Below are 12,176 nucleotides of genomic sequence, written 5' to 3' on the forward strand. Positions count from 1 at the left end.
GGACTGGCGCGGTTCGGCTACAGCATGCTTCTCGCGCCGATGCAGGCCGGCCTCGGAATGGACAACACCCAGGCGGGGTTGTTGGCGACGGCCAATCTCGTGGGGTATCTGGTGCTTTCCGTTCTGGGCGGGGCGTTGGCGTCGCGGTACGGTCCCCGCGCGGTCATCGCGGCCGGCCTAGCCCTTGCCGGCATGGCCATGATTCTGACGGGCCTCGCGGGCGGAATGCTCTCAGCCGCGTTTTGGCGCTGCGTGACAGGCATCGGGAGCGGCGCAAGCAACGTGCCGGTGATGGGTCTGTTGGCGGCGTGGTTCGCTCCGCGCCGAAGAGGCCTGGCGGCGGGAATCGGCGTGGCAGGGTCGTCGTTTGCTCTCATCCTGCTGGGACCTGGCGTGCCGAGGCTGCTCGCGTTGTTTGGCGATGCGGGATGGCGCGTGTGCTGGGGGATTCTCGGCTCGATCACTATCCTCCTTGCGGGAGCGAGCTTTTTGGTGTTGCGCAACCATCCCGAGGACGTCGGCGAGCTGCCCGTGGGGGCGCAACCCGGCGACCCGGCGCCCGCGCCCCGCACCAGCCCGCTCCGCTGGGCCAGTGTGTACCGGTCATGGACGGTGTGGCACATCGGGCTGGTCTATATCGCATTCGGATTCTCGTACATCATCTACTTCACGTTTTTCGTGAAATACCTGATGTCCGGCGGCGGCTATACCCAGGCCGAGGCGGGCAGACTGTTCATGATCATGGGGTGGTGCAGCATATTGTGCGGCCTGGTGTGGGGATCCGTTTCAGACCTTATCGGGCGGAAATGGGCGCTGGTGATCGTCTACACCATCCACACGGCGGCGTTCCTGCTGTTCGCGTTGGTCCCGAACCCCGCCGGCTTGACCATATCCGCGGTTCTGTTCGGTTTCACCGCGTGGAGCATCCCGGCGATCATGGCGGCGGCGTGCGGCGACATGTTGGGCCCGCGCATGGCCCCGGCAGCGCTGGGGTTCATCACCCTGTTCTTCGGCATTGGGCAGGCGGCGGGACCCAGCGTCGCGGGAGCGCTCGCGGACGCTTCCGGGTCGCTGGCTTCGTCGTGGCTGCTTGCCGCCGGCGTGGCCGTGCTCGGCGCGATAGGCGCGGCGCTGTTGCGTCCCCACGCCCGGTAAACCCGTCTCTCAGGACGCGATTTCTCTGTAAAGCTCGCCTTTCCGGATATCCTCGTCGCGGTAATGCTCCTTGAACCAGGCGACCAGCGCAGGGAGATATTCAGATGCGCGGGGACAGCGAATACCGTAACGGGCGAGGGCGGCTACGGCCTGTTTCGCGTCGTAGCGGACACGCAATCCCGAGTACACGAGCACGTAGTAGGGCATCCCATAAACCTTCGCGACCAGCCCCAGGCGAAACAGCGGCCCAATCATCGAGAGAGGAAGGCGCAGAAGCGGTTTCGTCTTGCCCCACGCCGCGCAGGCCGCATCGAAGAATTCGTTGTAGCTCAGCGGCTCGGGATCGGTCAGGTGAAACACGCGCCCGGTTGAATCAGCGTCCTCGAGGAGGCAGACGCACGCGTCAGCGACGTAATCCACCGGCGGGGCGTTGCAAAAGGCATCGGGCGCATCGGGGACGACCCAGTGCAGGTTGCGCGCGATCAGGCGCAGCGCGAAATAGGGCCCGTCGAGCTTGTCGAATGCGCCGGTCTTCGAATCGCCGACCACATACCCCGGCCGGAAGATGACCGTCGGGATGGCGTCGCGCCGTTCGCGCACGAGCTTCTCCGATAGATGTTTGGTTTCCTCGTAATGGTTGCCAAAAGTCTGCCCTTTGTCGAAATCATCCTCGGTAAACGTCCCCGCGAAAGTGCCTGAAACGGCGCAGGTGCTGACGTGCCCGAACCGCACCAGTCGCGGCGCGCTCTCGACGAAGTCCAGCACGTGACGGGTGCCGTCCACGTTGATACGTTGGGCCACGGCGGCGGGCACGCCCAGATCATAGACCGCCGCGAGGTGCAGAGCATGGGTCATGGACCCCCGAATCGCCGCGGCGGTTTCCTTGTCAAGGCCCAGGCCCGGCTGGGTGATGTCGCCCTCGACGACAGTGGCGCGCCGCGCCGCGTCATCCGGCACGGCGGTCCGGACAAAGCGCCGCAGACGCTCCGCGAACCGGCGGTGTTCGAGGAGGTACAGGGTCACGCCTTCACGCGCAAGATGCCGCGCGACTATCTGGCGTCCGATAAATCCCCCGCCGCCCGTGATGAAGATGGTTCTTTCCGTCACGACGCGAATGACCTCACAGGCTGGATTCTATCATCCGGGAGAACACCTTGCCAGCCGCGCTTGCAACACGGACAAGATCGTGTCAGGCTGAATGTTCATGTCACGGAAGCGGTGTTGTGGCGTAAATCGCATGGTCCAGATTCGGAGGGTGGTCCAATGGTGCGCACAGTTGTTCTCGTGATGTTATGCGGCGGGGTTTGCATGGGAGCGGCGGCCCAGCAAGCTGCCGAAATTCCCGAGCTCCGGCCGCCCGACCGGGCGTCGCTCGAACGGTGGCAATCCTTGCGATTCGGCATGTTCATCCACTGGGGTCCGGTATCGCTGAAAGGCACTGAGATCGGGTGGTCGCGCGGCAAGCAGGTGCCCGTCCAGGAGTACGACCAGCTCTACAAGCAGTTCAACCCGACGGCGTTCAACGCCGCCGAATGGGTGCGTATCGCCAAGGACGCGGGCATGCGCTACATGGTGCTGACGTCCAAGCATCACGACGGGTTCTGCCTGTGGGACTCGAGCCAGACCGATTACGACATCATGAACACGCCGTTCGGGCGGGACGTGATCGCGGAGCTCTCGAAAGCCTGCAAGCAAGGCGGCATCGCCTTCGGAACGTACTACTCGATTCTCGACTGGTACCAGCCCGACTACAACACGTCAGACAACCAGGGCGGCCCGGGCTACGCCCTGCCCGCGGGCCAGGAGCCCAGTATGGACCGTTACGAGAAATATGTTTACGGGCACATGGCGGAACTGCTCGGTAAATACGGCCCGTTCAATGTCATGTGGTTCGACGGCGAATGGGAGCCGCAATGGTCGCCGGAGCGGGGCGTTCGGCTCTACAACTACGTTCGAAGCCTGCAGCCGGATATCCTGGTCAACAACCGCGTCGGCAAAGGCCGCCAAGGCATGAAGGGCACGACCCAGGAAGGCACGTACGCCGGGGATTTTGACACGCCCGAGCAGGAGGTCGGCGCGTTCAACCGCGAGCATCCCTGGGAAACGTGCATGACCATCGGCACCCAATGGGCTTGGAAACCCGATGACAAGATCAAGCCGCTCAAAGAGTGTCTGCGGACTCTCATCCAGACCGCGGGCGGGGACGGCAATCTGCTGTTCAATGTCGGGCCTATGCCGGACGGACGCATCGCCCCCGAGCAGGCCGAACGTCTGCGCGAGATGGGCGTCTGGCTCGAACAATACGGCGAAAGCATTTACGGCACGCGCGGCGGACCTTTCGCGCCGGATGCGAGCTGGGGCGTGTCCACATGCAAGGGCGACACCATCTACGTGCACCTTTTTGATGGGGGAAGCGAGCCGCTCGTTCTGCCGCCCATCGATGCGAAGGTAACGAGCGCCACGGCACTGACCGGCGGCTCGGTAAAGATGACCCAGAACGAAAAGGGCGTCGCCCTCCACGTTCCAAAAGCGGACCGCCAGGAGATCGACACGATCATTGCGCTCAAGATCGACGGCAACGCGGTGGATATCGCGCCGCTTAACCCATAGGCGCCGGCTGGCGGCCACGTGGCGCTGTGCGGCGCGTTGTCCGGGGCGGCCCCTGGCACACGGGCGCGGGACTCATCCCCGGACTATTTTGGTTGAGAGTCTTTCTTTGGCTCTTCCGGGGACTTCTTCTGGCCGCCTTCCGCGCCAAGAATGCCGCGCAGAATGTTCGCCGACCCCTGCAACACATCCACGACTGTCTGTTGTCCGGTTTTCGCGGCGTCCCGGGCGGTATCGGTAACCGGACCCGTGATTCCTTCGGCCGTGGTAAGCCCCTGTACCGATACTTTGGGGTCGGCGGGCGGCCCGGTGACGGCTAAACGGTAACTGGACTGTTTGCGGATCTGGTCCGCCACATCGCCCAGTTTTACAGCATCCAACACCTGCGTGGCCATCTGCAAGAAATTGATATCCACCAACATGTCGGTGGCATCTTGTGGGAAATCGACGGACCCTCGGGCGGTCATGGCGAGGGTGGGGCTTTTCAAAACGAACTCGTTGATGGTCATGAACCCCTTATCCAGCGTCACTTTTCCCTCGCAGGTGTCAAACGCGATGCCCTCGTCTTTCGTGGAGGGCATCCGCAAGCGGATGATCTCGGTGGTGCGCATGACGGTCAGGATTTTTGTAGCGATGCCCAGCTTGCCCAGGGTGCCGTTTCGCGATACGAACCGGACGTTTCCCGTGGCGCCGTTTGTCGGGTTTATGCCGCCTCCGAAGGGGGCCGTCAGTTGCAGCGTGCCGGTAGTCGCCCCCTTCAGCCCTCGGGGCGCGGCGAAGGCTAACCCGTCCACAACGGACAAATCGACCTCGTTCAGGGCGAGGTCCATGGCTATCGAGGACGGCTCCGGAGCCGTCGCCAGCTGAACCTTCGCGGTCCCTGTCACCGTGCCGCTGCCGGGTGCCATGGTGAAGTCCTGGACATCATAAACGCCGTTCTGGCCCTTCACGGTGGCGCGCACGTCGCCGACTTGAGCGTGGCGGTACAGCACGTTGGCGAGCTGCACCTGGAGGTCCAGGCTGGGGCGGGACTTCGCGGGCGGACCCTGCGCCGTCTCCGGCTGGTCAATGGCGGAAGCCTTGTCTTTGCCCGAAAACCCTTCGGCCGCGGCGGTCAGCGTGTCGATATCGAGCTGGTTTCCACGCACAGCGCCTTGCCAGACGCCCGAGGGCGTCTGGTGCACGGTCAAGGTGAAATCGGAATTGAGCCCCCGGATAGCGAGATTGTCGAGACGCGGTGTTTCGTCAGCATACGCCACCCGCCCATTAATGGAATCGAAGCGGAGCTCCTCCGAGAGGCCCAGCGCGCAGTCCTGCAAAGTCAGCTCGAGGTCAATGGGGTTTGTTCGCAGGGTTCCCGCCACATGACCGTCCGCGCGCACATTCTCAGCAAACAGATTCTTGAGCGCGGCGACCTCGAGATCGAAGTCGCTGGCCACGCGGTCCTGCTCGAAACGGGCGACGATGTCTTCGCCGCCATAGTGCAGCGTGGCGGTCTGGGGCTTCCATACCTGGTTTGCGCGGGCGACCAGCACGTCTGCCGCAGCGGGATCGCCGGGCTTCTTGTTCACATAATCGCCGAACCGGAGGGACGCCTCAGACAGGTCAAGGTGGGCTTCGAACCGTTCCTGGTCCATCGGCAGTTGTACGGTGACGGCCGCGGTACCGTCAACCTCCATGGCGGCAGGCAGCAAGGCGCGTGCGGCGCTCACAGGCACGGCCGCCGCGGCATCGACCGACATCACGGACATCGCATCGTTCTTGCGGCCCAGCGCGATTATGGCGGACAGCGCGGGCGATTCCTGGCGCGCAAGCCTGACGGCCCCCTCGGCGGTATCCGCCGTGGGGAGAGAGGCGTCAAGTTCGAAGTGCGAGACGCCATAGGCCCGGGCGAAGTCCATCAGTGCGTTGCGAGAAGCTTCGTCTTGCGGGAACGGCAGATTCAGTCTGGCCAGATCGGCTTGCACGGTACCGGTAATGCGCTGTTTCTGGGGACTGATGCGGGCATCGGTTGATAGAGGCCCCAAGAGCGTGGATTGGCACGACGCCTTGACGCTGATGGCGTCCGGCTGTGCCTCGAATCGGCCCGATATGCCCGTCAACGTCTCCTCGAGTCCCGCAAAAGCGAGTCTGGCTTGCCCCTTGTCGATGGTCCCGTCGATCTGGAGGTCTTCGGGCAGCGGCTTGCCTTTCTCGAACGTGCCGGCGATGCGTTTGAAGGCGATATGGCCGCCGAGTTCCTTTACGGTATCGTTCTTCTTGACAAACGCCGCGACAACTTCCGGCGAGAGCGTGAGATCGGCCGCGAGGTCGACAGACGCGCCCGCGCGCTCAAGCTCCGGTTTGACGGCGCCTTTTATGGCGAGACCCGTGCCGGTAATCTCGTCTATAAGGACTACGCCCTCGTCGAGGTGCACCTTGCCCCGGATGTCGCCGAAAGGCTTTGAACCGCTGGCCAGCGTGGGCTGCACCCCAGCGAATTCGATGTTGCCGCGAACCAGGCGCAGCGCGCCTTCCGCATCCACACCGAACAACAGCCCGGATGCCGTGACGGCGGCTTCCTTTTGGGGCACGAGTTCGAGTCCCTCGGTATTGACCAAGGCATAAACGGCCGCGAGCGCGTCGCCCTCCACCGTGGCGCTCTGGAGTTCGCAGGCGAACGCGCCATCGGGGCTCCGGGTGGCGTCAGCGCGTACGGTAAGGTTGGGCGCGGTCAATTCGAAATCATTCAAGGTGACTTCGCCGCCGCGAATCCAAAGAGTGCCGTCAAAGGGTCCGGCGGCGGCTTGCACCAGTTGCGGGGCGCCTTCGGCGGCGGCGGCCTGGCCTTCGAGCTTCATGCCGATGGTGTCAGAGGTGACCTCGTCAAATGTGGCTTTCGTTTCGAGGATCAAAGGAGGCATGGCTTCGCGCTCGAATGCCTGGCGCGGGTCAAACCCGCGGACCTCGACCCAGCCGGATGGCGCCACGGCCGGCGAACCGCCTTTCCGGATGGCCATAACGACATTGGCGGCCGCGCGCGCAGTCTCGCCCAGGAACGGCAATGTTCCGTCCGCCTCGACAGGGACCGAGCCCGTCAGGATATCCCGGGCAAGAATATCGCCCACGAAGACCGGGCGGCTGATGCCCGCCACGCTAATCCGTGCGGAGCGGGCCCGAATGCTCTCGACGCTCACCTTCCACTTCGAGGAGGTTTCCTTCTTGCTCCTCTCTTGAATGATGTCGATGCGCTCCTGGACCTTCGCGAGCTCTTCGGGGAATGACGCAGCCAGACCGTACAAGGTGACCTCCGAGACGGTGACGCGGCGCGAAAACAGGCCGTTCCACTCGGCTGTCACGCGGGCTTCGCTGCATTGGACGCTGAGGTCGCCCTCTCCAAGGACGACGGCATACGCCGAAACAGACGGCTGCGGGATGAGCGTGAGTTCAAGGCGGTCTATCGAGACCGGCATTCCCGTGCGGTCTTCGACGAAGCTCTCTGCCTGCTCGCGGTAGCGGTCCACGTTCACGAAATACTCGACGACCTGAACCGCGGCGAGGCCCGCAACGGCGAGGATCGCTAAGGCTGTCAACCACTTATGGCGGCGAAGCCAAGATTTCTTCGGGTGTGCGTTGGTTTCGGTCATCGGGACGCTCGTCACTCTCTGAACAGGACCGCAAGGTCCTAGCCGGGCACTCGCGGGGCCGCCTTCTTCCCTGCGGTAACGGAGTGCCTCAACGGTTTCAATACAGGCCTGTTCGTAGTCTACCATTTGACCGGCGCGCCGGCAATGAAGGGCTTGGGCACTGTCGGCTTGTAACCCCTCCTGACGGGTGCTATGCTGCTTTGCGAAGCGGAACAGAGAGGTGTTCAAGGCTCCGGGTGGCCGTGGCGTGGCGCGCCGGCCTGATTGGGAGGATGGAGAGGCGGCCTGTGAGGAGGTGTCGGCCCTCGGAATACGCGCCGAAGAAGCCGGACTGCTTGCCAAGGCCCCGAATCGCGAGTGTGAAGGCCATGCTGCACGTGCAGAAGGCACGCAGGGTGGCGCGGCGGAGGCCGTCCCCGCTCGCTGTGTCACGACGGCTTCAAATAAGGGCGTTTGGCGTAAGGACTTCCGTTGACAAGAGATTACCCTGGGTCTAGAATGAGCCCAGAAGACAGGAAGCGCCTTCCTCTGAATGCTCGATAAAGGGAGACCAGACGGAGGCTTCCAGGCAGATGTCGGCCACGATGTATGTAACAATCATGTTGGCTATCATCGCCGTGTGCACGCTGGTGAGTGTGCCGCCTCTGTTTTTTAGAAAATGCCGCGCGTGCGGCACGCGGAATTTTCTGGAAGCCCGAAAATGCAGAGCCTGTGAGGCTCCGTTGCCGGACGACCGGCCGTAGGGCCCGGGGTCCTGGAAAACGGCGCATCCGCCGGTGCAAGGAGGAGTATCGTGGCATCATCGATGATGAATTGCCCCTACTGCGGAAAACTGACCGACCCGCGCCTGGACAATTGCGTGCACTGCGGAGGTTTCCTGCGCAAGAAGGCGAGTCCGGGCCAGCGGCGCAGCAGCGGGGAAAAAGAGACCTGTCCGACATGCGGCGCGTTGGTGCAGGGCGGGGACATCATTTGCGTGGCGTGCGGAACGAATCTGCTGACGGGCCAGCGGATCACCGAAGAACAGCCCGCCCCGGCCAAGAAGGCTGCAAGACGGCCGTTTGCGCTGCCGTCGGTGAGTCTTAAATGGGTTGCGATTGCCACGCTGGGTTTCCTGATTGCGGTAATCCTCCTTTTTGTGTTGCTGTTAATCCTGAAGCGCGACCCGAAGCAAGCCGCCCTCGATGAATACAATAAGGGGAACGCGGCGCAAGCGATCAAGATCTTGAACGATTATCTCGAATCCGTTCCAGATTCGGTTGACGCGCACCAGGCCTTGGCGTGGATGCACTGGGAGAACGCGAATTATGCCGACGCGGCCCGCGAGCTGGCCAGCGTGGTGCGTCTGGACCCGGCCCGCCGGGATGCTCATATGGGCTTGGCTCTGAGTTGGGCAAAGGCCGGCAGCGACGAGGGGCGGCAGCGGGCCATCGCCGCCCTGGAAAACATGGTAAAGGAGTTTCCGGCCGACCGGGATGCGTGGTTTCTCTTGGCGCTGCTCCGGGGCAAACAGGGCAACATAGCTGGGCAGGTCGAGGCGTTGCGCGAAGTGGCGCTGGGAGGAGGACCCACGGCGCTGGCGGCACGCCAGCTGCTGTCCGTGGGTACGGCCAGGCAGGGTTATGTGGAGGCGGCCCGGCAGACGATCCAGCAAGTGTTGCAGGAAGCCCCCAACGATGGCGGCGTTCTGGCTACGGCGGGCATTCTGGCTTCTGAACAGGGCGATATGGCCGGCGCAACCGAGTACTTGCGGTCGGCGGTGAACAATGGAACCGGATTCGACGAAGATGCGTTGACGCTGCTGGGGATACTGCTGGTTTCCCAAGGGCAATTCAGCGATGCCCGGGACTACCTGGCGCGGGCGCAGGCCATCAACGAGTCCAACCCGCGGGCACGGCTTTTTCTCGCGGTCTGCCAGCGCGAACAAGGGTTGTATGAAGAGGCGATACAGGAACTGGACCCGCTGGTGAAGGCGTCGGGGCCTCTGGCGGCCCAAGCTGCGGTAGAGTTGGGGCGGACGTATCTGGCGATGGACGACCCCGCCCGAGCCACGCAAAGCCTGACGCAGGCGGTCCAGTTGGGCGCATCCGATGCGGCGCTGTACACCCTTCAAGCGCGCGCGTATGCGCGGGCTGGGGAAGATGTCGCCGCGCGCGATGCGTTTCGCAAGGCCATTCAGGCGGATACGAAGTATGCCCCGGCGCATCTCGAATTTGGGTTGTATTTTCTGGAAACGGGCAACCCTGCCGAGGCCGTGGGCAGGTTCGAGCGTTATCTGGAACTCACCGATCCTGCGTCCAAAGATACGCGCGCCGAGGAGGTGCGAACGTTGTTGACTCAGCTCAAGGAATCGCTCAAAGCAACGGAAGGTGCTACATAAACCGCGAGGAAAGTGCCGATGCGGAAAAGTGCGTTAGGCTTGGCGGTGATGGGGCTGTTGTGGGCTTCCCTGCCCGCAGGCGCGTGGGGGCCCCAGTCGCAAATCGCGATTGTAACTACAGCGGGACGCATGTTGTCCAAAGAGGGCGTGGCGCCACTATCGAAGCTGGAAAAGGAAATCCGTCAAGGAGCTTCCCTCACCTCTGGGGAACTCGAACGTATCATCCCTTCCGCGGACACCGAGCCGGTGCGGTCCATCCTCACCCAGGTTCAACTGCTTCAAACAGTGCGCGAGGCGGGGGTGGACCCTTATTTTGCCTTCCGGCTGGGCGCGGTGGGGAAGGTGGCCGCGAATGTGACCGCGCCGATGCAGGCCGCCGGTCCCGTTTACAGCAAGATGTATTACGACGATGTGGATCAGAACATTACAGAGACGGCACTGGACCTCCAGACGCGGGTAATGGTGGATTCAGCGGAGTATTTCGCGAGGCTCGCGACGGAGCTCGAGGCGCGCCGGACCATGCTCGAGCGCGATTACAAGTCGGGGCTGGGGTTCGACGGCGTAGCGAAATCAACCTATGGCAAAGACATCAGCCGCTCCATCAATGCCGTGGGCGACGTCTGGTACACCGTGCTTCAGCGGCGTGGCGTCGCGGCAGGCGTATCGCAAGAACAGAAGCGCAGCTACGTGCTTCGCGCCATGGCCTTTTACATTGACCGCGGCAACCCGGGCGAAGTCGATGCTGCCCATAAACGGTTCGGGGTGCTGGACGTATATACCGGCGACGTCATGAAAGAGATCGGCGATATGATGTATGAAGCCGGTATGCGTGAGCGCGCCGTGACAGAGTACCTTGCGGTCTTGGAAAAGGAGCCGGAGCGCAAGGACGTGGTTCGACGGATTGCCGACTATTACATCGACCTTGCGGATGAGGAATTGAAGCAGGAACGCCTCGAGACGGCTCGCGATTATTACGCCCGGGCGCTTGAGGTGGACCCCCTGCATCCCTTCGCGGAAGCCAAGCGCCTGACGGCGGAGAAGCTGATTCGGGAGCGGGATGCCCGGTTGGCCGCGGCGCGGGACGCCATCGGCAAGGCAAAAGAACTCGAAGAGCTTGCCGAAGTGAAGGCATCGACAAAACAGTATGCCGAAGCCATTACCCAGTTGCGCACCGCGCTTGAACTGTATCGCGGCGTCACGACGGAGTTCGTGGTCGAGAAGCGGGCCGCCCAGACCGGCATCAACACCGTGACGGCCCGGTTGCGGGAAATGCAGTCCAGTCTGCAACAGAGCGCGCTGGCCCTCAGCGGAGCGGGCAGCAGCGTAGACGCCAGCCGCCTGGCAGGCAGCGAAGGCGCCCGGCAGCGCGAGGCGATATACGAGCGCATGCTGGACGACGCATACCAGAAAGAAGTCGAACGTCTCCTGCCTCAAGTCGATTTGCGCATACAGAAGAACGATTGAGTACCGCAAGAGGATTTCCGGCACGACTCGTTAGAGAGGCAAGCCTGCGCAGGTGCCTCACGTTCAGAATGGGATTCATGAGACCTGTGCGAGCTGTGGGCCGCAGAACTCTCATTCGCGCTGCGGGCACCGCATCAAAAGCCGCGATTGTTCAAGACGTTGGCATGAATTCGTTCATGGGACGCATGGACCTTCGGGTTTGAGCGCGGCGCAGCCGCCGCGAATCGCAGTGCCGACACCCGGCGAGGCCAAGTACGCGATTCCTTTGACTCGGCGGGGTTGGTGGCTCAGTTCGCGGGCACGAGCAGGGCCTCGCGCACAGGAGCCAACAGCGGGGGGATGCCCCGCAGGTCCACGGAATGATCTTCCCATGATTGAACCGACGGCTTGGCCAGGCGCAAGGTCCATGCGGCGCCCGGGCTGGGTTCGGGGAGTTCGACTTCCAACGGATGCATTGCCACCACGTTGTCGGCGTCCTGGACAGCCTTGCCCTCGGGATCGATCAGCGCAGCGCGGATGGCTTCGCCCGAGCCTTCGCCGGCAACGTGCACGGCGAACTCGGTGGTTCCAGCGGGCACCCAGAAGACGTAATCGCCGGGCGCATGAATGAGGTCGATGCGGCGGCCCTCGCCAAGCAGATTCACGGGGTGAGAGCTGCGTGTCAGCGCAATGCGGTTCTGGCCGGCGTCGGCGGTGATGCGGTAGAGGCCCGTGGCGGGGGCGGTGAACGCGATTTCGGTCTCGGCCTCGAACGCGGCTTCGGCACGGTGAGCCTCTTCTCCGGAAGGCCCTTGGACGAGGACCGGGCTCGTATTGCCGCCATACCCGCCAACTTTCTGATAGCTCAGCGCGAAGCGCACTTCGTCGCCCTCGGAGGCGTAAAGTGCGAACCGCGCGCCTCCGCGCAATTGCGCGTATCCAAAGCCGTACCCCGCGCTCGGCGG

Annotated in this window: 7 protein-coding genes; 4 read left to right on the forward strand and 3 right to left on the reverse strand. The window is 63.2% G+C overall.

What is annotated here, in order from left to right; all coding sequences use genetic code 11:
- A partial coding sequence (locus PLJ71_08000; GenBank protein HQM48617.1) for an MFS transporter occupies positions 1 to 1,155 on the forward strand: 1,155 nt, incomplete at its 5' end.
- 9 nt (positions 1,156 to 1,164) lie between these two features.
- Here PLJ71_08000 and PLJ71_08005 read toward each other — a convergent pair.
- Positions 1,165 to 2,262 (reverse strand): SDR family oxidoreductase, encoded by a 1,098-nt coding sequence (locus PLJ71_08005; GenBank protein ID HQM48618.1) that lies wholly within the window; start codon positions 2,260 to 2,262, stop codon positions 1,165 to 1,167.
- Positions 2,263 to 2,418: 156 nt separating this feature from the next.
- Here PLJ71_08005 and PLJ71_08010 point away from each other — a divergent pair, with 156 nt between their 5' ends.
- Positions 2,419 to 3,765: an alpha-L-fucosidase gene (locus PLJ71_08010; protein ID HQM48619.1), complete on the forward strand. Its 1,347-nt coding sequence runs from the start codon at positions 2,419 to 2,421 to the stop codon at positions 3,763 to 3,765.
- Positions 3,766 to 3,848: 83 nt separating this feature from the next.
- On the opposite strand, the gene PLJ71_08015 is transcribed toward PLJ71_08010, so the two are convergent.
- Positions 3,849 to 7,388, reverse strand: coding sequence for an AsmA-like C-terminal region-containing protein (locus tag PLJ71_08015; protein ID HQM48620.1), 3,540 nt, complete (start codon positions 7,386 to 7,388; stop codon positions 3,849 to 3,851).
- Positions 7,389 to 8,181: 793 nt separating this feature from the next.
- Between PLJ71_08015 and PLJ71_08020 the strand changes: the two genes are divergently transcribed.
- Together PLJ71_08020 and PLJ71_08025 are read left to right on the forward strand one after the other, a co-directional pair.
- Positions 8,182 to 9,768 (forward strand): tetratricopeptide repeat protein, encoded by a 1,587-nt coding sequence (locus tag PLJ71_08020; protein ID HQM48621.1) that lies wholly within the window; start codon positions 8,182 to 8,184, stop codon positions 9,766 to 9,768.
- A gap of 18 nt (positions 9,769 to 9,786) precedes the next feature.
- Positions 9,787 to 11,232 carry a hypothetical protein gene (locus PLJ71_08025; protein ID HQM48622.1) on the forward strand — a complete coding sequence of 482 codons (1,446 nt, stop codon included), beginning with the start codon at positions 9,787 to 9,789 and terminating at the stop codon, positions 11,230 to 11,232.
- A 287-nt stretch (positions 11,233 to 11,519) separates the two neighbouring features.
- Here the strand turns inward: PLJ71_08025 and PLJ71_08030 are convergent.
- Positions 11,520 to 12,176: hypothetical protein (locus PLJ71_08030; protein HQM48623.1), on the reverse strand; the 657-nt coding region annotated here is incomplete at its 5' end.

It is taken from the genome of Candidatus Hydrogenedentota bacterium (assembly GCA_035416745.1).
In the GTDB taxonomy this organism is placed as follows: domain Bacteria; phylum Hydrogenedentota; class Hydrogenedentia; order Hydrogenedentales; family SLHB01; genus UBA2224.

Bases quoted from the DNA above. Each gene is read 5' to 3' on its own strand.
- PLJ71_08025 (HQM48622.1), top strand. From the start codon at position 9,787: ATGCGGAAAAGTGCGTTAGGCTTGGCGGTGATGGGGCTGTTGTGGGCT.
- PLJ71_08010 (HQM48619.1), top strand. From the start codon at position 2,419: ATGGTGCGCACAGTTGTTCTCGTGATGTTATGCGGCGGGGTTTGCATG.
- PLJ71_08015 (HQM48620.1), bottom strand. From the start codon at position 7,388: ATGACCGAAACCAACGCACACCCGAAGAAATCTTGGCTTCGCCGCCAT.